The sequence below is a fragment of the Labrys sp. KB_33_2 genome, from assembly GCF_052114505.1.
Lineage (GTDB): Bacteria > Pseudomonadota > Alphaproteobacteria > Rhizobiales > Labraceae > Labrys.
Genome location: NZ_JBFREW010000019.1, coordinates 37,337 through 59,601 on the forward strand (window position 1 = coordinate 37,337; position 22,265 = coordinate 59,601).

The 22,265-nt window shown below is 63.8% G+C and carries 21 protein-coding genes; 8 read left to right on the top strand and 13 right to left on the bottom strand.

The genetic code is table 11. The features are described 5' to 3' along the window. Positions 1-61 precede the first annotated feature (61 nt). Genes AB4037_RS28245 through AB4037_RS28255 form a run of 3 tightly spaced genes read right to left on the bottom strand, consistent with a single transcriptional unit; the run spans position 62 to position 3,947 of the window. Positions 62-1,030, bottom strand: coding sequence for a substrate-binding domain-containing protein (locus AB4037_RS28245; RefSeq protein ID WP_434959607.1), 969 nt, complete (start codon positions 1,028-1,030; stop codon positions 62-64). Then, entirely contained in the window at positions 1,030-2,322 is a 1,293-nt protein-coding gene (locus AB4037_RS28250; RefSeq protein WP_441773752.1) for an ABC transporter permease, read from the bottom strand. Before AB4037_RS28250 ends, AB4037_RS28245 begins: the two co-directional genes overlap by 1 nt. Continuing rightward, a complete protein-coding gene (locus tag AB4037_RS28255; RefSeq protein ID WP_441773753.1) occupies positions 2,319-3,947 on the bottom strand; it encodes a sugar ABC transporter ATP-binding protein in 1,629 nt (542 codons plus the stop codon). Before AB4037_RS28255 ends, AB4037_RS28250 begins: the two co-directional genes overlap by 4 nt. A 240-nt stretch (positions 3,948-4,187) precedes the next feature. Between AB4037_RS28255 and AB4037_RS28260 the strand changes: the two genes are divergently transcribed. Then, a complete protein-coding gene (locus AB4037_RS28260) occupies positions 4,188-5,087 on the top strand; it encodes a GntR family transcriptional regulator (RefSeq protein ID WP_434955612.1) in 900 nt (299 codons plus the stop codon). Between the two features lie 57 nt (positions 5,088-5,144). Here AB4037_RS28260 and tuf read toward each other — a convergent pair whose 3' ends face one another. After that, positions 5,145-6,350, bottom strand: coding sequence for an elongation factor Tu (tuf, locus tag AB4037_RS28265; RefSeq protein WP_441773754.1), 1,206 nt, complete (start codon positions 6,348-6,350; stop codon positions 5,145-5,147). A gap of 524 nt (positions 6,351-6,874) precedes the next feature. Next, positions 6,875-8,812: a DEAD/DEAH box helicase gene (locus AB4037_RS28270; protein ID WP_441773755.1), complete on the bottom strand. Its 1,938-nt coding sequence runs from the start codon at positions 8,810-8,812 to the stop codon at positions 6,875-6,877. A gap of 385 nt (positions 8,813-9,197) precedes the next feature. Here AB4037_RS28270 and AB4037_RS28275 point away from each other — a divergent pair, with 385 nt between their 5' ends. Further along, the gene (locus AB4037_RS28275) at positions 9,198-10,787 is read left to right on the top strand and encodes a rhomboid family intramembrane serine protease (protein ID WP_441773756.1); all 1,590 of its coding nucleotides are present in this window, start codon (positions 9,198-9,200) and stop codon (positions 10,785-10,787) included. A 160-nt stretch (positions 10,788-10,947) separates the two neighbouring features. Next, positions 10,948-11,544 carry a TetR/AcrR family transcriptional regulator gene (locus AB4037_RS28280; protein WP_441773757.1) on the top strand — a complete coding sequence of 199 codons (597 nt, stop codon included), beginning with the start codon at positions 10,948-10,950 and terminating at the stop codon, positions 11,542-11,544. Between the two features lie 8 nt (positions 11,545-11,552). Here the strand turns inward: AB4037_RS28280 and AB4037_RS28285 are convergent, their stop codons facing one another. Next, positions 11,553-12,188, bottom strand: a complete 636-nt coding sequence (locus tag AB4037_RS28285; protein WP_441773758.1) for a LysE family translocator — start codon at positions 12,186-12,188, stop codon at positions 11,553-11,555. Between the two features lie 120 nt (positions 12,189-12,308). On the opposite strand from AB4037_RS28285, the gene AB4037_RS28290 reads away from it, so the two are divergent. The 3 genes from AB4037_RS28290 (at position 12,309) to alkB (ending at position 14,640) form a co-directional block, all read left to right on the top strand. Continuing rightward, positions 12,309-13,007 (top strand): helix-turn-helix transcriptional regulator, encoded by a 699-nt coding sequence (locus AB4037_RS28290; RefSeq protein WP_441773759.1) that lies wholly within the window; start codon positions 12,309-12,311, stop codon positions 13,005-13,007. A 108-nt stretch (positions 13,008-13,115) separates the two neighbouring features. Continuing rightward, positions 13,116-13,916 carry a DUF72 domain-containing protein gene (locus AB4037_RS28295; RefSeq protein ID WP_441773803.1) on the top strand — a complete coding sequence of 267 codons (801 nt, stop codon included), beginning with the start codon at positions 13,116-13,118 and terminating at the stop codon, positions 13,914-13,916. 85 nt (positions 13,917-14,001) lie between these two features. After that, positions 14,002-14,640, top strand: a complete 639-nt coding sequence (gene alkB, locus AB4037_RS28300; protein WP_441773760.1) for a DNA oxidative demethylase AlkB — start codon at positions 14,002-14,004, stop codon at positions 14,638-14,640. Positions 14,641-14,665: 25 nt separating this feature from the next. Here alkB and AB4037_RS28305 read toward each other — a convergent pair whose 3' ends face one another. Beyond that, complete coding sequence (locus AB4037_RS28305) at positions 14,666-15,592, bottom strand: LysR family transcriptional regulator (protein ID WP_441773761.1); 927 nt, start codon at positions 15,590-15,592, stop codon at positions 14,666-14,668. Positions 15,593-15,697: 105 nt separating this feature from the next. On the opposite strand from AB4037_RS28305, the gene AB4037_RS28310 reads away from it, so the two are divergent. Further along, positions 15,698-16,438 carry an SDR family oxidoreductase gene (locus AB4037_RS28310; RefSeq protein ID WP_441773762.1) on the top strand — a complete coding sequence of 247 codons (741 nt, stop codon included), beginning with the start codon at positions 15,698-15,700 and terminating at the stop codon, positions 16,436-16,438. Positions 16,439-16,498: 60 nt separating this feature from the next. On the opposite strand, the gene AB4037_RS28315 is transcribed toward AB4037_RS28310, so the two are convergent. The 4 genes from AB4037_RS28315 to AB4037_RS28330 all read right to left on the bottom strand — a co-directional run bounded on the left by AB4037_RS28315 (position 16,499) and on the right by AB4037_RS28330 (position 19,830). Then, positions 16,499-16,963 carry an SRPBCC family protein gene (locus AB4037_RS28315; protein ID WP_441773804.1) on the bottom strand — a complete coding sequence of 155 codons (465 nt, stop codon included), beginning with the start codon at positions 16,961-16,963 and terminating at the stop codon, positions 16,499-16,501. A gap of 90 nt (positions 16,964-17,053) precedes the next feature. Next, positions 17,054-18,310 carry an RNA polymerase sigma factor gene (locus tag AB4037_RS28320; protein ID WP_441773763.1) on the bottom strand — a complete coding sequence of 419 codons (1,257 nt, stop codon included), beginning with the start codon at positions 18,308-18,310 and terminating at the stop codon, positions 17,054-17,056. Further along, the gene (locus AB4037_RS28325; protein WP_434955624.1) at positions 18,307-18,696 is read right to left on the bottom strand and encodes a YciI family protein; all 390 of its coding nucleotides are present in this window, start codon (positions 18,694-18,696) and stop codon (positions 18,307-18,309) included. The genes AB4037_RS28320 and AB4037_RS28325 overlap by 4 nt, the downstream gene beginning before the upstream one ends. 147 nt (positions 18,697-18,843) lie before the next feature. Beyond that, positions 18,844-19,830 carry a LysR substrate-binding domain-containing protein gene (locus tag AB4037_RS28330; protein ID WP_434955625.1) on the bottom strand — a complete coding sequence of 329 codons (987 nt, stop codon included), beginning with the start codon at positions 19,828-19,830 and terminating at the stop codon, positions 18,844-18,846. A 191-nt stretch (positions 19,831-20,021) separates the two neighbouring features. Between AB4037_RS28330 and AB4037_RS28335 the strand changes: the two genes are divergently transcribed. Further along, entirely contained in the window at positions 20,022-20,609 is a 588-nt protein-coding gene (locus AB4037_RS28335; RefSeq protein WP_441773764.1) for a L,D-transpeptidase, read from the top strand. 8 nt (positions 20,610-20,617) lie between these two features. Here the strand turns inward: AB4037_RS28335 and AB4037_RS28340 are convergent, their stop codons facing one another. Both AB4037_RS28340 and AB4037_RS28345 read right to left on the bottom strand, forming a co-directional pair. Next, positions 20,618-21,274, bottom strand: coding sequence for a TetR/AcrR family transcriptional regulator (locus AB4037_RS28340; RefSeq protein WP_441773765.1), 657 nt, complete (start codon positions 21,272-21,274; stop codon positions 20,618-20,620). An 84-nt stretch (positions 21,275-21,358) separates the two neighbouring features. Further along, positions 21,359-21,877, bottom strand: a complete 519-nt coding sequence (locus AB4037_RS28345; RefSeq protein WP_441773766.1) for a DUF1176 domain-containing protein — start codon at positions 21,875-21,877, stop codon at positions 21,359-21,361. Between the last annotated feature and the right edge of the window lie 388 nt (positions 21,878-22,265).

Genomic DNA, 22,265 nt, shown 5'->3' on the forward strand with positions numbered 1-22,265 from the left:
CCGCGGTCCCAGCCTTGGCGTTATCGGAGCGGAGAAGGTGAGGCCTTCTCCGCCCGTACCCTCACAGCAATCCGTTCGTCTTCAAAATGGCGTCGGCATTGTCCTTGGTGATGGTCTGCGTATCCAGCACCAGCTTCTTCTCGACCGTCCCGCCGCCCAGCATCTTCAAAGCCTGACGCAGGCCCTCGGCGCCGGGCGTCGGATAGAGGAAGGTGGCGGCGAGTACGCCATCATGCACATATTTGACGCCCTCATTGGGCAGGCCGTCGACACCGACGAACAGGATGTTCTTTTCCCGGCCGGCATCCTTGGCGGCGAGATAGGCGCCATAGGCCATGGGATCGTTGTGGCCATAGACCAGGTTGATGTCCTCGAAATTGCGAAGGGCCGTCGACATCACTTCATAGGCCTTGGCCTGCTTCCAATCGGCCGATTGCTGGTTGAGCAGGTGCTTGATGCCGCTCTCCTTGTCCGCCTTCTCATGATAGCCGTTGGAGCGGTCATGGCTCGCCTGCGTGCCGAGGCCGCCCCAGATTTCGACCACATTGCCCTTGGCCTTGCCGGCCCCGCCCAGGGTCTTGACCACGAAGTCGCCGACCGCCCGGCCGATCACCACATTGTCGCCGCCGATCCATTGGGTGTATTTCTCGGAATTGACGTTGCGGTCGAGCACGAAGACCGGGATCTTGGCGTCCATGGCCTTTTCGACCACGGCGGTCAGGCCGGCCGATTCCTTCGGGCTGATCAGGATGGCGTCGACCTCCTGGGTGATGAAGCTCTCGGTGTCTGACACCTGCTTCTCGGTCTTGTCCTCGGCATCGGCCATCAGGAGCTTGACGTTCGCATGCTTCTCGGCCTCGGCCTTCAGATCCTTGTTGAACTGGACGCGCCAGGGTTCGAGCGTCGTCGCCTGCGAAAAGCCGATCGTATATTTCTTGTCGTCGGCGAGGGCGCGCGGCGTCCAGCCGGCAGGGATCAGCATGGCGCCGCCGCTGGCGAGCGCGGCGTGGATGAAGCTTCGGCGATTGATCATGGGGTTTCCTCCAGCTTGTTGTAGGTCTTCTCATCCTGTGCCTCGGCTCGCGGGCTCGTGCGGAGCGACGCGAAGATCTGGCCAAGATTGCGTTCCTGCAGCAGTACGGTGAGGATGATGATCAGCCCCTTCATCACCAATTGGACGTTGGTGGAGATGTTGTGAAGCTGCAGGATATTGGTGAGCAGTCCGAAGATGAGTACGCCGACCAGCGTGCCGGCCAGGCTCCCGCGCCCGCCCATCAGGCTGGTGCCGCCGATCACCACGGCGGCGATGGCGTCGAGTTCGAGGCCGACACCGGCATCAGGCTTGCCCTGGCGGTATTGCGCCACATAGAGCACGCCGGCGATGCAGGCGAGCATGCCTGAGAAAGCATAGGTTGCGATCTTCACCGGTGTGACAGCGATGCCGGAGAGGCGCGTCGCCTCCTCATTGCCGCCGATGGCATAGACATAGCGGCCGAAGGCGGTGAATTTCAGCACCACCATGAAAAGGGTGAGCGCGGCGAGGAAGAACAGGCCTGGCACCGGCAGCACGCCCCAGAGCACGGCGCGCAGGAGATCGATGTCGGTGGTGGCGTTGGTGCCGGAATAGACGGCGACCACGGCGCTGTCCTGGCCGGCGACCAGGCGTGCAAGGCCAAGCATAGTCACCATCATGGCCAAGGTGACGATGAAGGGCTGCAGGCGGCCGCCGACGATGATGGCGCCATTGAGCGCGCCGACCGCGAGCCCGATGCAAGAGACGGCAATCAGTACGCCGGGCATGCCGAACTGGCTGCCGGCCTGGGAGGCGAGCCAGAGCGTCAAAAGCCCTGCGACGACGATGCCTGCGACGAGGGGCAACCAGATTGCCGAGAGGGTGGATCTACGGCGGCTTCGATGGATTGGCGCCGCCGTTGTGGCGGATCGGCCCGCGCCGAGCTGAGCGGAGACGAAGGAGACGATCAGGGCGACGCCGACCATCGCGACCAGGAAGGTTACGGGCAGGGCGATGCCGGCTGCCACGGTGAGGCCCGGTTGCGTCAGCAGCAGCGCGGCCAGCACGGTGCCCAAGGCCAGGATCGAGCCGACGGAGAGATCGATACCGCCGATCAGGATCACCATGGTCATGCCGACGGCGACCAGGCCGGTGATCGAAACCTGGCGCAGCACGTCCGAGAGATTGCCGGAGGTCAGGAAGATGTTACGCCCCTTGGAAGTGACCGGCGAAAAGGCGACGCCGATCAGGAAGAGGGCAGCGAGGCCCCAATACAGCTTGGTCCGCGACAGAAGTCTCAGAAAGGTCATTGACGGCTCGTTGACGGCTCATTGGGGGCAGGTAGGAAAGGTGAAATTCCGGCGGATACGGCAGAGAGCTCGGGTAGGGCGGCGGACCGCCTCGGCGAAGCAAGGGTCATGATCGCCTCCTCGCTGGCCTCCCGGCGCTCGAGGATGCCGGCCTGGCGCCCTTCCTGCATGACGAGGACGCGATCGGAGAGCAGCAGCAATTCGGGCAGTTCGGAGCTGACGACGAGGATGGCCATGCCCTGCCCGGCGAGGCGGAAGATCAGGTCGTAGATCTCTTTCTTGGCGCCTATGTCGATGCCGCGGGTCGGCTCGTCGAGCAGCAGGATGCGCGGGCCGATGGCAAGCCATTTGCCGATTACCACCTTCTGCTGATTGCCGCCGGAGAGATGGCCGACGATCTGTTCGTCCGAACGGCAGCGCACGGAAAGGCTATCGATCGCCGCGCGGGCAAGCCGGGTTTCCAGGCCGTCATCGCGTAGGCCAAGGCGTCGCTGCAGCGGCTGGGAGGGCAGGGAGACATTGTCGCGAATGGTCGATTGCAAGAGGAGCCCGGTTGCCTTGCGGTCCTCCGTCACCAGAGCTAGGCCGTGCCGGATGGCCTGGCGCGGATTGTCGATCCGGACCTCTTCGCCGTCGACCACGATGCGGCCCTCGCGCCGTCCACTGCTCGCGCCGAAGATGGTTTCCAGAATTTCGGTGCGGCCGGAACCGAGCAGGCCGGCAATGCCGAGGATCTCGCCGCGATGCAGGCTGAAGGAAACGCCGCGCAACACGCGTTTCCAACCGCCGCGCACCTGGGGCAGGCTCAGGCCGAGACCGTGCACCGCGAGGGCTTCGGTGGCGCGATCGGGCGTATGGGGCGGCGTGGCAAGGCTGAGGTCGCGCCCGACCATGCTGGCGATGATGCGTTCGGGCGTCAGCTCCGTCATGGGGGCCGTCAGCACGCGCCGCCCGTCGCGCATCACCGTGACGCGGTCGGCGAGCAGGGAGACTTCGTCCATGCGGTGGCTGATATAGACGATGYCCACGCCCGAGGCGGCGAGCTTGCGGATGATCCCGAACAGGCGCTCGCACTCGCTTGGCGACAGAGCCGAAGTCGGCTCGTCCATGATCAGGACCCGCGCCTCCAGCGAGAGGGCCTTGGCGATCTCGACCAGTTGCTGCTCGCCGACCCGCAGCGACCCCACGCGTGCTTCGGGATCGAGGGCGACGCCGAAGCCCGTCAGCAGGTCGGCGGCGGCGCGGGCAAGAGCGCGCCGGTCAACGAACAGGCCGGCAATGCGAGGTTCGCGGCCGAGAAAGATGTTCTCGGCCACGCTCATTTCGGGAATGAGATTGAGCTCCTGATGGATGATGGCGATGCCGGCAGCCTGGGCGTCTCGTACCGAGGCAAAGCGCAGGCCACGGCCCTGGCTGAACAGGCTGCCGTCGAACTCCGTCAGGATACCGCTGACGATCTTCATCAGGGTGGACTTGCCGGCGCCGTTCTCACCGACGAGCGCATGCACCTCTCCGGCCGCGACCGAGAAGTCGACATCGTACAGGACGGGGACGCCTGCGAACCGTTTCGAGATGCCTCGCGCCTCCAGCGCAGCATCACTCGGTTCGAGCCGGGTGGCGAGCATTGTGCGTTTCCAAAAGTGCTTTGTTTCGGACACCCTTGTTACATCGGTGTCTTTTATTTATAGAGGACACTAACATGCGTTGCTGGGGGCGGCAAGGGCACAAAGCGTCGTGTAGGCATTGGGCCGGCTGTCTCAGCTCTCGCTTGATTGTGCAGCCATGAATCGCGTCTAAGCGGACCTCGCAGGGACGCCCGAACGCCCAGCGATGACGAAATGCGATTGCAATCCTGAGGAACGGCGATGCCGCGCCCGCGCAATGTCTCGATGAAGGCCACCAATCTGGCCCTCGACATCATGGCGAAGCTGCAGCCCGGCGCGCAGTTGCCGCCGGAGGCCGTGCTGGCGCGCGAGGTCGGCGTGAGCCGTACGGCGATGCGCTCAGCCCTCGAAGGCCTGGAACAGGCGGGGCTGGTCCGGCGCGACGGCCGGCTCACCCTGCTGCACCGGCTGCCGGCGGCCTCGGATTATTTCGGCCTGGCTGAAACCGAGAGTCGCTCGGACCTGGTGGAACGGCGTTTCCTCGAAATGGCCGTCGCGGGCGACCTGATGCCCGGACGCAATTTCTCGGAGGCCGAACTCGCACGGACCTTCGGCGCGAGCACGGTGAGCGTACGCGAATTCCTGATCGGCTTTTCGCGTTACGGCCTGGTGGAGAAGGCGCCACGCGGAGGCTGGCGGCTCTGCGCTTTCGATGCCTCCTTCGCCCGGGAGCTCGCGGCAACGCGGCGCACTTTCGAGATCGAGGCGATCGGCTTGTTTGGCGGGCGTGGCGATGACGATCCGGTCTGGCGCGAGATCGGCCGACTGGTCGAAGCCCATGAGGCGATGAGCCGGGGCGGCGAGGAGGTTATCCGCCAGTTTCCGCAGCTCGATCGTCGCTTCCACCGCTTCCTGGTGGACCAGCTCGACAATCGCTTCGTCACCAGCTTCTACGACGTGGTCTCCTTCGTCTTTCACTATCATTACCAGTGGCGCAAGGACGACGAGATCGAGCGCTACCGTACGGCATTGGCCGAGCATCTGAGCATCCTGCTCGCGTTGAGATCCGGCGTGATCGAAGAGGCGCAGAAGCGGCTCGAAGAACATTTGCGCACATCGGTGCGCACGCTGCTGGAGTCGGCGATCGGGGCGGGGAAATAGCGAGCAGAATAAGCCTTGAATGCGGAGGGCAGTTGCCCGCCCTCCGCCGTGACGCTCTCAGTCGAGCAGACGGTTGATCACGCCGGCCCCCACCGTGCGATTGCCCTCGCGGATGGCGAAGCGCGTATTGGCTTCGAGCGCGATGGCTTCGTTGAGGGCAATGGTGAGCACGACGGTGTCGCCGGGCATCACCATCTCGACGTTCGGCGGCAGTTCGATGCCGCCGGTGACGTTGGCCGTGCGGAAGAAGAACTGCGGCCGGTAATGGCCGAAGAAGGGCGTATGACGCCCGCCTTCCTCCTTGGTGAGAACATGAACCTCGGCCTCGAAGCGGGCATGCGGCTCCACCGTTCCCGGCCTGGCCAGAACCTGGCCGCGCCGGACCTCCTTGAGCTCGACGCCGCGCAGCAGGCAGCCGACATTCTCTCCGGCGAGACCCTGGTCCAGGATCTTCTGGAAGGTCTCGATGGAGGTGACCACCGTCTTGCGACGGGCACCGAAGCCGACGAGCTCGACCTCGTCGCCGAGCTTGACCGCACCGCGCGCGATCAGGCCGGTGATCACCGTGCCCCGGCCGGAGATGGTGCGCACGCTCTCGATGGGCATCAGGAAGGGCCGGTTCTCGGCGCGCTCGGGCAGTTCGATCGTGCTGTCCAGCGCCTCGAAGAGCCGGAGGATCGCCTCATCCGCCAGCTCGCCCTTGAGCCCGTTCAGGGCCTGCAGGGCGGAACCCCGGATGAAGGGCACCTTGTCGCCCTCGTAGTTCTGCCGCGTCAGGAGCTCGCGGATCTCGAGCTCGACCAGGTCGATCAGTTCGTGATCCTCCACCGCATCGCACTTGTTGAGGAACACCACGATGCGGGGCACGCCGATCTGCCGCGCGAGCAGGATGTGCTCGCGCGTTTGCGGCATCGGGCCGTCCAGGGCCGAGACCACGAGGATCGCGCCGTCCATCTGCGCCGCGCCGGTGATCATGTTCTTCACATAATCGGCATGGCCGGGGCAGTCGACATGGGCGTAGTGGCGGTTCTCAGTCGAGAACTCCACATGCCCGGAGGCGATGGTGAGGATCTTCGAGGCATCGCGCGTGCCTTGGGCAGCGGAAGCGCGGGCCACGTCCTGATACGAGACGAAAGCTCCCCAGCCTCGGTCTGCCGAGACCTTGGTGAGCGCCGCGGTCAGCGTCGTCTTGCCATGGTCGACGTGGCCGATGGTGCCCACATTGCAATGGGGCTTCAACCGGGTGAACTTTTCCTTGGTCATGCTACACCTGTGGTGCTTGCCGGCCCTCGCTTGGGGAGGTTGCACGGCTCTGGGCACCACGAGAGCCAAAAAAGTGCCCGGAACCGCTTTTGCGTCCGGGCTGGCTCGATCTCAGGTGATTTCGGTCCGGCCTAGGGCAAAGCGCGTGCGGCCGAGGAATCGATGTTCCTCGGGATCATCAGCGATATCGACGATGACGTCCGCATGGGTCCGGTGCCTTGTGGCGGGTGACGAATTGGGATGGCGCAGATAGGCGCTTGGCGAAGGAAATGCAAGGGGAAAGGCCCGCGTCTTCCTTCATCCCCTTAGGAGAAGCTAGAGTAGCAGCGTGCCAAAAAAGGGCGCCGATTTTTGGTAGAAAACGATGCGATAATAAGATCTTACAGCATCGGACCTGATTCCTGGATGAGGTCCGATGCTGTAGCTTCCTTGCTAGAGCGAATAAGCGTTCAAGTGGGAACGCTTATTCGCTCTAACTCTTTGTTTCGACGCGTCTTTGCGATTCCGTCTAATTGCAAAACGCTTTAGCGGCCACGCCTTTTGTCGGTCTTGTCACCCTGCCAGGGCTTTTCGTCTTGCCGGGGCTTTTCGTCTTGCCAGGGCTTGGTGGTATTCTTCGCGCTACCTTTGGGCGGGCCCTTGCGGTGCGGCTTGGGCTCGGGAGCCGATTCCTCGCCACCCCGATCGCGATAGGGCTGGATGCGGATGTTCTCTTCGTCGGGCTTGCGCACGTTGACGGCAAAATGCTCGGCGGCTTCCTTGGAGATCTCGACCACGGTCTCGTTGTCGAGAATCTTGATGTTGCCGATATCGCGGCGCTTGACGCCGCCGCGGCGGCACAGCATCGGCAGCAGCCATTTAGGGTCGGCATTGTTGCGGCGGCCGATGCTCAGGCGGTAGAGCACCATATCGTCGCCGGCGGACGGCACCTCGTCACGCTCGAAGCGCGCAGCACGCTCGGGACGTTCGAAACGCGGTGCCCGATCGGACTTGTCGAAGCGCGGGGCGCGTTCGCCCTTCTCGAAGCGGGTAGGCCTGTCGTCCCTGTCGAACCTGGGCCTGTCGTCCCGGGCAGGCCTGTCGTCCCGGTCGAAGCGGGAGGGCTTGCGACCATCTCGGCGCTCGAAATTGTCTCGACGCCCGAAGCCGTCGCCGGGATCGCTGACTTCCTCCGGCTCGGGCAGGCGCGAACGGTAGACGCGGGCGAGGGCGGCGGCGATATCCTCGGCGCTGCGATTCTCGAGCAGCAATTTGGCGATGGCCAGATCTTCCTCGCCGGGGGCTTCGGTCAGCAAGGGGTCCTCCAGCATGCGCTGCTGGTCGAGCACGCGGATTTCCTCGGCAGTCGGCGGGCCCATCCACTGGGCCTTCACGCCAGCCTGGTTGAGCATGATTTCGGCCTTGCGGCGGCGCGACATCGGCACCAGCAGAGCGCTGATGCCCTTGCGGCCGGCCCGGCCGGTGCGGCCTGAGCGGTGCTGCATCTTCTCGGCATCGGTGGGCAGGTCGGCATGGATGACCAGGCCGAGATTGGGCAGGTCGATGCCGCGCGCGGCCACGTCGGTGGCGACGCAGATCTGGGCATGGCCGTCGCGCAGGGCTTGCAGCGCCTGGTTGCGCTCGTGCTGGCCAAGTTCGCCCGAAAGCAGCACGGCCGAAAAGCCGCGTTCGCGCAGGGTGGCATGCAGATGGCGCACGGATTCGCGGGTATTGCAGAAGACGATCGTAGTGGGGGAGGCGACGAGGCGGAGCAGGTTGACGACGGCGTGCTCGGTCTCCTTGGGGGAGACGCGGATAGCGCGGTATTCGATGTCGGCGTGGCCTGATACGGCAGCCTTCACCTCGATGCGCAGCGCATCCTTCTGATAGGTGCGCGCGATGGCGACGATGCCCTTGGGCATGGTGGCCGAGAACAGCAGGGTACGCCGGTCATCGGAGGTGGATTTGAGGATGAATTCGAGATCCTCGCGGAAGCCGAGGTCGAGCATCTCGTCGGCTTCATCGAGCACTACGGCGCGCATGGCCGAGAGATCGATGCCCTTGCGCTCGATGTGGTCGCGCAGGCGGCCGGGCGTGCCGACGACGATATGGGCACCATCGGCGAGCAAGCGGCGCTCGCGGCGCGGATCCATGCCGCCGACGCAGGAAACCACGCGTCCGCCGGCCTTCTGGTAGAGCCAGAGCAATTCGCGTTCGACCTGAATGGCGAGTTCGCGGGTCGGCGCGATGATGAGGGCGAGAGGGGCATCGGCCTGTTCGAAGCGCTCGTCGTCGCCGAGCAGGTCGCGCGCAATGGCCAGTCCGTAAGCCACCGTCTTGCCCGAACCGGTCTGGGCGGAGACGAGCAGGTCGCGGTCGGCGGCCTCGTCGGCCAGCACGGCCGATTGCACGGGGGTCAGTTCTTCATAATTGCGATCGGTCAGAGCCTGGCGAAGGGCCGGGTTCAGAGAAGGAAGGGTCACGGGGAAAGCCTGTCGATGAGGAAAACCGGTCATGTGAAATGCCGGGTCGGGGGCGGCGCGCCCACGGGTATTAAGTCCGCGCGCCAGCGTCCACTTCTGCAGGATTTCACTGATGAAGCAGCCCAATACAACAAAGCGCGGACAATTGCGAGGGCGATCGCGCGATACTGCTGCGCGTTTCCGGCATGACGGCGAGCACGTGGCCAGCGGAGACGAGGTCGTTGGGCTTTACCAGCGGGCCTCTGGCCGACAGTGCAGCTTGGATTGATTGCCGGCTGCACCAAACCTGGCAAGAGCCCCCGTTGTCGCCCGAATCCACATTGCCAAATAGACAGGCGCTCATGCAAACATCGGGGAGAAATGGCGGGAGAGGAATGGCCAACCGATGGAAGAGTCTGCGACGGAGCGTGAACCCTTCTCCCGCTATTACGCTCGCTATCTGGTCGCCAAACGGGGCTACAGGCTGGGAGCCTTGCCGCAATCGGAAGAATTACTGCAGCATTGCGATTACGTCCTGACCAGATCGGCCGGCAACCGCATCTCGATCGTGGGGATCGTCAATTGCGACAGCGCCGAGGGCAAGATTTTCACTATGCCGGCGCAAGGCCTCTCTGCTCTCGCGCAGCATATCGTCGGCGCGCTGCCGGCTTCCGCAAAACTCGCCATCACGATCTACGAGATTGGCTCCCGCGCGATCGGCAGAACCGATAAGTCCCGTCTGTCCGGCCATAAGAGCGGTGGCAGACGCCATGCCACCAGAGCGATCGCCGTCGACGTTTCCAAGCGCCGCGCCTGGCCCTTGCCCTTGTTCGGACGCAGGTTCAGCCTTGCCGGGCAGATGCAGAAGCTGCTTCGTGCGCCCCGGTTGTCCGCAGCGGAATTGGTGACTCCGGAGCGGGCGGTCAAGTTGGGAAGGCCAATCTTCGTATGGGTGCTGATGGCTCTCCTGCTGGCGGTTTTCATTGCTGAGCAGGTCTTTGCCTTCGGCAAGACTGGCAAGCCGGCCGTGCCGACCATCGAAACTCTGCAGGTCCTGGGGGGCCTGAGCTATCCGCTGGTGGTCGGGGAGGGAGAATGGTGGCGCCTGTTCACGGCGCCGCTGCTGCATGCCGACCTCTCCCATATCGGCTTCAATGGCCTGGTGCTGCTTCTGATTGGCAATTCGCTTGAAACCTTGATCGGCTGGCGCTGGACGGCAGCGGCTTTCTCCGTGTCGGCGGTCGCCGGTTCCCTGATGTCGCTGGCGGCCAATCCCGTCAACATGGTGAGCGTCGGCGCGTCGGGAGGCATTACCGGACTGCTTGCCACCGCTCTCGTGATATCCTTCAGAATTCCCGCAGGCGCCATCCGTGCCCGGCTGATCAGCCAGGCCCTCTACGGTCTGGTACCGGCATTGCTGCCCTTCCTGAACGCCGCGGTCAGCGGTGGAAAGGTCGATTACGGCGCCCATTTCGGGGGCGCCATCGGCGGTGTGACCATGGGTTTCCTTTTGCTGGGCCTGTGGCCCAGTCGCCTGCCACGGCCCCGATTGAACAATCTGGCTGCGCTCGTCGCTATTGTGTTCTTTTCCGTCGCCGCGGGGGCGTGCCTGCCGATCCAGGACCATTATCGGCGCCGGATGCAGCTCGTACCTGATCTGTCGGCCGCGGCGACTCCATCGGATGCATCCGTCGAAAGCCTCCTGCGCGCTTATCCGCAGGATCCGCGCCTGCACTTCCTGCGGGCCCAGACCTTACTGCGCAAGAATGACATCCAGGGCGCCGAGGCAGACTTGCGTGCAGCGCTGGCGGACCGGCCGCTTGTTGCGGAAGTCGGTGGATCCGATTTCGAAAACAGGGTTCGGGCCGTCCTTGCCGCCGTTCTGAAGAGCAAGGGAGATCGGGGCGGAGCGGCGACCATGGCTGGGCCTGCATGTGCTGCCGAAAAGAGCGGCCCAATCGCCGATTATCTCAACAAGTTCGCCCTGTGCCGGTAATCCGTTTCTGCACTTTTGCGGCTATGGAAAGTGCTGGGAATTTCGCGTGACGCCTGGCGATGGCGGTCCTGTCGAGGCTTATGGTGTCGGACGGTCACATGCTCTTGTGCATTGCAACAATATTATTGACAAATCTGTCCGAAACAGTGTTTCTGGGGCCATGGCAAGACCGAGAGAATTCGATCGTGACGAGGCGCTGAAGCGCGCCACCGCCGTGTTCTGGGCCAAGGGCTTTGAAGCGGCGTCGACCGACAATCTACTTGTGGCGATGAAGATCGGCCGCCAGAGCCTCTATGACACGTTCGGCGACAAGCGTCGCCTCTATCTGGAGGCGCTGGGTCGCTATCAGGCGGTCAATCTCGCCAATCAGCTCGCGCAGCTCGACGCGGAAGCATCGCCTCTCGCCGGCATTCGCAGGATGCTGCTGGCTGTGGCGGAAGCCGACCCTTCCTTTCGGGCGCTCGGCTGCATGAATGTCGGCGCGATCGTCGAATTCGGACGGAACGACGAAGAAATCGCTGCCATGCTTACCGAGAACGAGGCTGCGCTCGACGCGGCGCTGGAGGGCAGCCTGCGCAAGGCCAAGGCGGAAGGCGAGATCGGCACGACCACCGATATCAAGGGGGCCGTGCGCTTTATCCAGGCGACGCTGCGTGGCCTCAAGGTCAGCGGCAAGGCCGGCGCCGATACACAAAGCCTGCGCCAGACCGTCGAATTCGCGCTCGCTGCACTGACCAAGGATACACGCCGAAGCTGAGGCAGCGTTCACAGGCCGGCGAGCCGATGAACAAGGCCAAAGGCGGCGATCCCGACCAGCAACAATCCCGCACCGCGCCCGGCCCAGATGGTGAGGGCGGGACTTGAGGTCAGCGCCTCGCGTCCGCGTGCGGCCATCAGGGCCAGCCCGCCATAGATGGCAAGCTGCACCAGTACCGTCATCAGGCCCATCACCACAGCCTGAGGCCAGAGCGACCCGAAGCTCGGGTTGAGGAATTGCGGGTAGACCGCCAGTACGAACAGCCAAGCCTTCGGATTGAGCAGGCAGGTGGCCAGCCCCTGACCGAAAATGCGTGCGAGCGCGGCTGTATGGCCGAATTCAACCTTGCCGACGGTGATGGAGCTGCGCAGCAGCCGGATGCCGATCCAGATCATATAGGCCGAGCCCGCCAGGATCATGCCGGTGGCAAGGGCCGGGACGAGCCGGCTGAGGGCGGCGACCGCGACCGTGCCGAACAGGGTATGGCAGACGCCGCCCGCCATGATGCCAGAGGTCGCGGCAAGGCCCGCACGCCGGCCGCCTGTCAGCGCATTGGCGAGCACGAAGAGCATGTCCATGCCCGGCACGATGATGATGCCGGTGAGCAGGATGAGGAAGAGCCAGAGATTTTCAGTATAAGTCATGTCAGTTGCCAGCCAGTGGCGAGGCATGTTCGGTGACATCCTTGCCGCTTTTTCAAAGGGTTGGTTGCCTCTATAGAGAGAGGCAACTGACAGGGATGTGTCAGTTGTGAAGGGGGCGCGATGCGCAAGGCGGCACGTTTGTTCGAGATCATCCAGATTCTCAGGCTGGCGCGAAAACCTGTTACGGCTGCCGCGATCGCCGAGGCTCTCGAAGTCACCGTCCGTTCGATCTATCGCGACATCGCCGCGCTACAGGCCATGCGGGTGCCGATCGAGGGAGAACGGGGTATCGGCTATGTCTTGCGCTCCGGCTTCGACCTGCCACCCCTGATGTTTTCGATCGAGGAGACCGAGGCTCTGATGCTCGGCCTGGCCCTGATCGAACGCGCCGGCGATCCTGAACTGACGCAGGCCTCGCGGGGAGCCGGCGCGAAACTGGCGGGCGCGGTGCCCGGGCCTCTGCGCCAGTTGTTCTCCTCCCGTACGCTGCATGCCTGGGGCGACATCGCGCCGACGCCCGAGCGCATCGACCTCGGCCTGGTGCGTCGGGCCATCCGCGACGAGGAGAAGCTCGATCTCGATTATCGCGACGATCAGGGACGGCATACGCAGCGGACGATCCGGCCGCTTGCGCTGATCTATTATTCGCAGGCCTTCGTTCTGGTGGCCTGGTGTGAGCTGCGCCAGGCGATCCGCAATTTTCGCGCCGATCGCGCCTTGTCCTGTACGCCGACCGGAGACTATTTCCGCCATGAGGGCGACAGACTGCGCGAATTATGGATTTCCGGTTGGCAGATCGACCAGGGGCAGGCGGGATAAGGGCGCAGTTTCCCACGAGCGCAGACATCGGCGCTCTTGGGTCAGAGGTTTCGGGTTGCCGGACTCGGCGTGGTATGGTCGGTTGGCGACCGAGAACAAATCGGGAGAATTCGCATGACTGGCCAAATCCGCGTCGGCATCGGCGGCTGGACCTTCGAGCCGTGGCGCGGCAGCTTCTACCCCGCCGACCTGACCCAGAAGCGGGAGCTCGAATATGCCAGCCGCCAGGTGACGGCGATCGAGATCAACGGCACCTATTACGGCTCCCAGAAGCCGGAAAGCTTCGCCAAATGGCATGCGGAGACACCGGATGATTTCGTCTTCGCGATGAAGGCGAACCGCTTTGCCACCAACAAGAAGGTGCTGTCGGAAGCCGGAAAATCGATCGACATGTTCATCGGCAGCGGCATCGTCGAATTGAAGAAGAAGCTCGGGCCGATCAACTGGCAGTTCATGCCGACCAAGAAGTTCGATCCGGCCGATTTCGAGGGCTTCCTGAAGCTCCTGCCCAAGAGCCATGAAGGCCATGCCCTGCGCCATGTCGTCGAGGTCCGGCACGACAGCTTCAAGGTGCCTGAGTTCATCGAGTTGGTGCGGGCCTATGATGTCGGCATCGTCCTGACCGACAAGGCCGATTTCCCGCATATCCACGATGTCACCGCTCCCTTTGTCTACGCGCGCCTACAAGCGGCGAAGGAGGACGAGGAGCTCGGTTATCCCACTGCTGCGCTGGACAAATGGGCCGAGAGGGCCAAGTTGTGGGCTGGCGGCGGTGAGCCTGCTGACCTCGACAAGGCATCGGACAAGAAGGCGCCGCAGGCGGGCAGCCGGGATGTCTTCGTCTTCATGATCAACGGTTTCAAACCCAAGGCTCCCACGGCGGCCAAGGCCTTGATCGAACGCTTGTAAGCGCCGCCATCGGAGACCAGGGAAGAGATCGCTAACCCTGCCGTTGGGTCACATAGCCGCCCAGATTGTGGGCCAGAACAAAGCAATGATGGATCTGTTCAGTTTCGACGAGCCCAACCGCCTCGACATTGCCGAGGGCGCCGTGCTGCTCGTCGGCCGTGCCCTTGGCCGGGAGGAGGCATTGCTCGCCGCCCTTGATACCGTGGTGGCGGCCGCTCCCTTCCGCCATATGGTCACGCCCGGCGGCTTCACCATGTCGGTGGCGATGAGCAATTGCGGCCAGCTCGGCTGGGTAACCGACAGGCGTGGCTATCGCTACAGTGTGGAAGACCCCGAAACGGGCCAGCCCTGGCCGGAGATGCCGGCCGCCTTCGCCACCCTCGCGCGTGAGGCGGCGGCGGAGGCGGGCTTTGCCGGGTTCGAACCGGATGCCTGCCTGATCAACCGCTATGAGCCCGGTGCCAAGATGTCGTTGCATCAGGACAAGGACGAGCGCGATTTCGGCAACCCCATCGTATCAGTCTCGCTCGGCCTGCCCGCCGTTTTTCAGTTCGGCGGCCTGTCACGCAGCGACAAGCCGCGCAAGCTGCCGCTGCAGCATGGCGACGTAATGGTATGGGGCGGCCCGTCGCGCCTGGCCTATCACGGCATCTTGCCGCTGAAGGAAGGGCAGCATCCTCGCCTGGGACGCAATCGCATCAATCTGACTTTCCGTAAGACCTGACCAACGACGGTAAATCGCCACCATGTCACGCTGGCCCGGGTGATCGAGAGATTACCCCTGCATCGGCCCAATCGGCGAAGCTCCTCGCCACCCAGTCGATGAAGACACGAACCCGCGGCGAGAGTTGGCGATTCTGTGGGTACAGCAGGGAGACGGGCGTCGGTGTCGGCGGATGGGCCGGCAGCACTTCGATCAGCCTGCCGTCTGCGAAATAGGGCAGGAGATGGTAGCGCGGCACCTGGATGAGCCCCAACCCCGCCAGCGCTCCTCCGAACAGAGCTTCCGAGCCCGTGACCGTCAGTGCGGTGGGCAGGTTGACATGGCGTATGGCGTCACCCACCTGAAATTCGAGCGGTATCACGCTGCCTGTCGCCGAGGATAGGAAGCCGACCATGCGATGGCCGTCGAGGTCATCCGGCGTGCTCGGCACGCCGTGGCGGGCGAGATAGGCGGGACTTGCGCAGGTGGCCTCGGCGAGCATGGCGACCCGCCGGGCGACCATCGAACTGTCCTGGAGATCGCCGGCGCGGATCACGCAGTCGATGCCTTCGCGCACGAGATCGACCAGGCGGTCGCCCTCGCCGATATGGAGCCGCAGGCCCGGATAGCGTTCCAGGAAGTCGGCGAGGCCAGGCAGCAGGAAATGCCGGGCGAGCGTGCCATGAACATCGATCCGCAACAATCCGTGGGGCTTGGCGTCGCCGAAGGCGGCCTCGGCATCCTCGATGTCGGCCAGGATGGCAAGGCAGCGACGATAATAGGCTTCGCCGTCCAGCGTCGGGCTGACGACGCGGGTGGTACGTTGGAGGAGGCGGACGCCGAGGCGTGCTTCCAATTGGCGGATCGCTTCGGTCACGGTCGAACGCGGCAAACCCAGGTCCTGTGCCGCCTGCGTGAAGCTGCGGCGCTCGACGATCCGGGTGAAGAGCCTGATGGCGTCGAAACGATCCATTGTTCGCAAATTCCGAATAGTCATATCAGATTTTGCATGATTATCCGAGATGGCAGAAGTTGGATAGTGCCGTCCAGCGATCAACCTCACACCAAGGAGAGCAAAATGACTATGAATGGCAGCAAGGTTGCCCTCGTCACCGGCGCCTCGCGCGGGATCGGGGCTGCCATCGCCCGTCGCCTCGCGCAGGACGGCTTCTCGGTCGTCATCAACTATGGTGGCAATACCGAGCGGGCCGAGGCGCTGGTGCGTGAGATCGAGGGCACAGGTGGGCGGGCGCTCGCCCTGCAGGCCGATGTCAGCGACCCCGTGGCCGTGGCTGATATGTTCGAGGCGGTGCAGACGGCTTTCGGCGGCCTCGACGTCCTCGTCAACAATGCGGGAATTATCGCATTGTCTCCGCTTGCCGAGACGGAAGACGGCGGTTTCGACCGTCTGGTGGCCGTCAATCTCAAGGGCAGCTTCAACACCATGCGCGAGGCGGCGAGGCGATTGCGCCAGGGCGGGAGGATCGTCAATTTCTCGTCCAGTGTCGTCGGCCTGCGCCAGCCGAGCTATGGCGTCTATGCCGCCACCAAGGCTGGCATCGAAGCACTGACCAGCGTCCTGGCCAAGGAGCTTCGCGGCCGCTCCATCACCGTGAATGCCATCGCGCCTGGTCCAACGGCGACGGATCTCTTCTTCGACGGCAAGTCGAAGGACCTCGTCGAGCACTATGCCCGCATGGCGCCGCTGGAGCGACTCGGCACGCCGGACGACATTGCCGCGGCGGTCGCCTTCCTGGTCGGCCCGGACGGTGGCTGGATCAACGGGCAGACCTTGAGGGCCAATGGCGGGCTGATCTGAGGTCGCAGAGATGTGGCGCGCCCTGACGACGGCCGGCGAGGCCGCCACACTCGCAAGGGCCTATTGCTCCGCCGCCGCTTTGAGATTGGCGAGGCCCTGTTCGAAGTCCTTGCCGATCATTTGGTCCATATTGATGAACAGCCCCATCAGCCTGGCGATGAAAGGTGCGGCGCCCTGCATCGACCAGGTGACGCGCGTGGCATCGCCGGCCGGCGTGAAGGTGAAGGCGGCGTGGTCATTCGCCCGGAACGGGCGGATGAAATCGAGCTTCATGTCGATACCGCGCTCAGGTGCCGCCTCGACAATCTCCATGCGGCCTGCACCGGCCTTGCCATTGCCTTCCCAGGCATAGACGGCACCCTTGCCGGATTCGGCACCGGAGAAACTGCGTTGCATGGCAGGATCGAGCTTTTCGTAGGGCGACCACCGGCTCCATTGGTGAAAATCGGCGAGCAGGAGATAGATCCGCCCGGGCGGCGCCTGGATTTCGAGCGAGCGTTTCACCTCGAAACTCGGCGGGCGCATAGCGGCGAGGATCAGGACGACTACCAGCACGACGATGAGGATGGCAAGCACATAGACCACGGTGGCTCCTCCGGCAGCGGGAAGCAGGCCTCACGCCTGCGCTGCGTTATCCTTCAACAGCCTATCCAGATGCTGTCGGATGTGATTGGCCTCGGCTGCGGTGGTGGCGAGGGCAATGGCCTGGTCGAAGGCCCGATGGGCCTCCTTGCCTCTGCCGAGCTTCAGCAGCAGCCCGCCTTTGAGGCCGTGGAAGTAGAAATAGCCGGACAAGCGGGATTCCAGGGGTTCGATCATCGCGAGCGCGGCTTCCGGCCCCTGCGTCTTGGAGACGGCCACGGCCCGGTTGAGCGTAATCACAGGTGAGGGTTGGATCTCCTCCAGCAGCGCATAGAGCAAATCGATCTGGCGCCAATTGGTGTCTTCCGGTGTCGCTGCCCGGGCGTGCACGGCGGCGAGGGCCGCCTGCAACTGATAGCTGCCGGGGCGTCCGTGGCGGGTGGCCTTGTCGATCAGGGCAAGGCCCTCGGCGATCATCTGGCTGTTCCATAAGCGCCGGTCCTGATCCTCCAGCAGCACGATCTGGCGCTCGGCGTCGAAACGAGCCGGCGAGCGCGCGTGCTGGAGCAGCATCAGCGCCGCCAGTCCCATGATCTCGGGTTCCGTCTGGAACAGGCGCAGCAGCAGGCGGGCAAGACGGATGGCCTCGTCGCAGAGCTGGGCCCGGCTGCCGTCATCCTCTGCGCCGGCCGAGTAGCCCTCGTTGAAGATCAGATAGACCATGGCGGCCACGGCGCCGAGGCGTTCCGAGCGCTCCACGGCGCCCGGTGCCTCGAAGGGCACGTCGGCGCTGGCGATGCGCGCCTTGGCCCTGGTGATGCGCTGTTCCATCGCCGCTTCGCCGACCAGGAAGGCACGGGCGATCTGCTTGACGGTGAGGCCGCAAACGATGCGCAGGGCGAGCGCGATCTGCTGGGTGCCGGGCAGGTCCGGATGGCAGCATATGAAAAGCAGGCGCAGGATATCGTCACGGTAATGCTGGCCATCCAAACGCTCGGTCAGCTCCGCCTCGGCATCGCTGAGGTCAGAGATCTGATCTTCGTCCGGCAGGGCCTCCTGCTTTTTCTCGCGGCGTTTGGCGTCGATGCCGGAATTGCGGCCGGCAAAGATCAGCCAGGCGGTAGGATCGCGGGGCGGGCCGTTTTTCGGCCAGCTCTTCAGCGCGCGCAGGCAGGCTTCCTGATAGGCTTCCTCAGCTGTTTCGAGGTCACGGAAATAGCGCAGCAGCGCTCCCATGGCCTGCGGGCGGGCGGAAGTGAGCGCGCTGCTGATCCAGGCCGCATCGGTCATGTTGCATGCGCCTTCTGTTCGAGCACCCCGGGCTGGAAGATCGAAAGCGGACGGATCTCGTAGGAACCGATGCTGGGATTGGCCTTGGCGAGATCGCGGGCGATATCGAGCGCTTCCTCGAGATTGTCGCAGTCGACCACGTAGAAGCCCAGTAGTTGTTCCTTGGTCTCGGCGAAGGGGCCGTCGATCACCAGGGGTTCGCCACCCGTCTTGCGCAACGTGGTGGCGGCGGTGGTTGGAAGCAGTCGCACCACCGGGCCGAGCTTGCCAGCTGCCGCGACCTTTTCGTGCACCTTGTGCAGACGTGCCATCACGGCATCGTCCTCCTCCTTGGTCCAGGCGCCGACGACGTCTTCGTAATTGTAGCAAAGGATCGTGTATTGCATTGTCTGCTTCCTCTTGAGCCAAGGACGAATGAGCCAAGAGGTATCCGACATGAGGAAGCAGGACAATTCATACTCTCTTGTCGGCAGCAACGGACGAGATTCTGCGGGCCCTTGCGGAAACGCACCGCTCGCAATCGAGGCGCAAGCTCAGATCGCAGCCTCGCTGCCGCAGGAAGCCAGGGCCGTGTCGTCGGGACCGAGAGAGAGCTGGAACGCGTCGTTTTCTGTCGAATCGATGCCATCGATCTTGCGTAGCGCCGCAATGGTGAAGTCGGTGAAGGCGCGCACCACCGGTCGCATATAACGCACCGAGGGGAAGGCCAGGAAAGCTTCCGTAGGCCGGACGACGTAGTCGGGCAGGATACGGACCAGACGCCCCTCGGCAAGCTCGCAATTCACCAGCAATTGCTGCACCGGCCCGGCCGCGTGCCCTTGTAGCAGCGTGGCGGTGATGACCTCGGCATCATTGGTGCGCAGGATGGGCTGAACAGGCAGGTCGAGCGTTTCGCCGTTGCGATGTTGCAATGTCAGGATGTCGCGCGGCGAAAGCAGTCTGGCACTGCTCACGATGCCGATGTCCGACAGCCGTTCCGGCGTGTCGATCGGCCCGGACCGGGCGAGGAAGCTCGGTGCCGCGACCAGGATACGCCGGATCAGGCCGAGACGGCGGATGATCAGTTCTTGGCCGGCAGGACGTCCATACCTCACCGCCAGATCGAAGTTTTCATAGACAAGGTCGATATCACGGTTCTCCAGGATGAGATCGACCGTAACGGCGGGATGGCGTTTCTGGAATGCCATGACGATTGGATGCAGGTGCCTGACGCCGATGCAGGAGGGTGCATGCAGCCGGAGCGGGCCTTCGATGGCCCCCATGTCACGCCGGACTCCTTCCAGGGCCGCGTCAATGGTGGCGAGCGCGCCTCGGCTGGCTTCGTACAGGGCCTGTCCCTGTGGTGTCGGGCGTACGATGCGCGAGGATCGTTCCAGCAGCCTGGCGCCGACATGCCGTTCGAGATTGCGCAGATGTTTGGTGACGGCGGGCTGGGAGACGGCAAGGTCACGCGCCGCGGCCGTTACCGAAGCGCGCTCGACGGTGCGGACGAAAGCGCGCAAGGCGACCGCGATGTCCATTCATGCCTCATGGTTATGGCTATCATAGCATCATAACATATGGACGTCAGCGGTGTCATCGGGCTCAATCGCCTCCGTGCCGTGTCGGTGGCGTTGCGGAAGGCGTGATGATGATAAGCAGGCGTAGTTTTATGGTTGGATTGCCTTTTTTGGTGGCCGGATGCGCGCAGGACCGCACACCGGATCTGAGCATGCGGGAAGTGCCTGTCGACCCGGATCAGGCCTTGCTCTATGGAGCCGTCGAGTCCGAGCCCTTTGCCGTGCCTGCTGTCGACCTGCGACGGGTGAAGCCGCAATATCTGCGCCGGGAGGTCGCCTACGAGACGCAGGAGCAACCCGGCACGATCGTGGTCGATCCGGCCGAGCGTCATGCCTATCTCGTGCTGGAGCATGGCAGAGCCCTGCGTTACGGCGTGGGTGTGGGCAAGGAAGAGGCTTTCAATTTCCAAGGCCGTGCAACCATCGCCCGCAAGGCCGAGTGGCCGCGTTGGACGCCGACGGCCAACATGATCCGGCGCCAGCCCGAACGCTATGCGAGATACGCCGCCGGGTTGCCGGGCGGAATCGGCAATCCTCTCGGCCCACGCGCGCTTTATCTGTACAAGGACGGGCGCGACACGCTGTACCGGCTGCACGGCACCATCGAGCCCTGGACGATCGGCACCATGGTGTCGTCAGGCTGCGTGCGCCTGCTTAATCAGGATATCATCGACCTCCACCGGCGCGTGCCCGTCGGGACAACCGTGGTCGTGCTCCCGGCCAGCGCCTCGACGGCTTAGAGCCTGTCTCAAAATCCCAGGCTGAGCTGCTGGGGTTTGTCCGTCTTCTTGGCCGGCTTGTCGTCGATCAGGGGCTTGAGCATCTGAGCCAGCCGCTTGGCCAGCGCCGACGGGTCGGCCTGGGCGAGGGAGGAACTGGCGATCACGTCGCGCATCAGCGCGACGCCGGCGATCAAGGCAAGGAACAGGGTGGCGCGTTCCGGCCGGTCCTTGCCGGGTAGGCTGGCGGCAAGCGGGCATTCGAATTGTTCAGTGACGACCTCACGCAGGATTTCAGCAGCCCTGGGATTGGAGGCCGAATGCAGCATCAGCCGGAACGGATCGACACCGGCGCTCTCGCCGGCAGGGTTGGCCACCATCGCCTGCGCCACGCGGTCGGCGAGGGAGGTGGCATCGCCTTCGAACAGGCTGGCATCGGCGCAGGCGATCTTGGCCGCCTCAGCGAACATCTCTTCCTTCGAACCGAAATAGCGGTTGACCAATATGGCGGTGACACCGGCTTCTCCCGCGATTTCTCGCAGGCCGACACCGTCATAGCCTGCGCGCGAGAAGGCGATCAGCGCCGATTGCAGAATAGCTTGCCGCGTCGCCGCGGCATTGCGCGGGCGCTTGGCTTGGGGGGCGGGGGTCGATTGGGAGGGAGGGGGTGTTTTCTTCCTGGCCATGCCCGCGCCTGCAATGTTTTCGGGGCCGCAGGAGTATACGTGCGTAGAGGCAGGCGCAAGTTTCTCTCTCCCGCGATCCACCGTTCATGTCGCGGGCTCGGCTGGAGGGGTGTTCTTGGCCAGGTGGTCGTCCATATAGAGCCAGGCGGCGGCAGCGCCCGCCAGCGAGACATTGACCGCCAGGCTGCCGTCTGCTGCCTGCAATTGCAGGGAGTGGTGCCGCCGCAGGGCCTGGGTCAAATATAACGTTGCGTCGGCGGGGAGGGTGGCCTCTGCCAGCCCACCTTCTTCCTCGGGATCGGAGAACGTCACTCGGCCGGCAACGTCGCCGATGGGCTTGCCGTCCGCCAGAAGGACGTAAGGGTGGCCGGCAAGGACACCGGTCGGATCGACCACCGAGAAACGGACCTCCACCGGTACCGAGGCCTCGATGCGGCGTTGGATGCTAAGATAGCCCTTCGCATCCGGGTCGCCTGCGGCCAGGCCGACGGCCTGGCATTGGCGGCTCGTATCGCAGGTCACCTGCCAGTCCTTGAAGGTCTCGGCTGTGGCCGAGCCGGCGAGCAAGGTGGTCATGACCAAGGCGATTGAAAGGCGGCGCATGGAGGCTTTTCCGGTTGTGATGACACTGACGGTATCATGCCGGCCGAGGCTTGCGTCCGGGAACGGCAAGGTCCGGTCATTGTTGGCCTTTTTGCGGGCGGGCTCGACTGTAATGTGCGGATTTGTCCGGTGGAAGGCGGCGACTCGAGACGGCGGAATTCACACCAGCTTGTTGGCCGGGAAGATGCTCATATGACGGATTTATGCAACTCTGCCCAGATTATGACTTATTTGCTCAATTTTTACGCGACGAAATACAGGTAAATGAATAAAATTTAAAAGATAAATCGATTTCTATACCTAGGTTACGACGACGATGCGCGCTATAGTTTTCGCACTGCCTTCACGGAACCATATGCACCCTGCCGCGTTCAATCGAGCGGGGTCA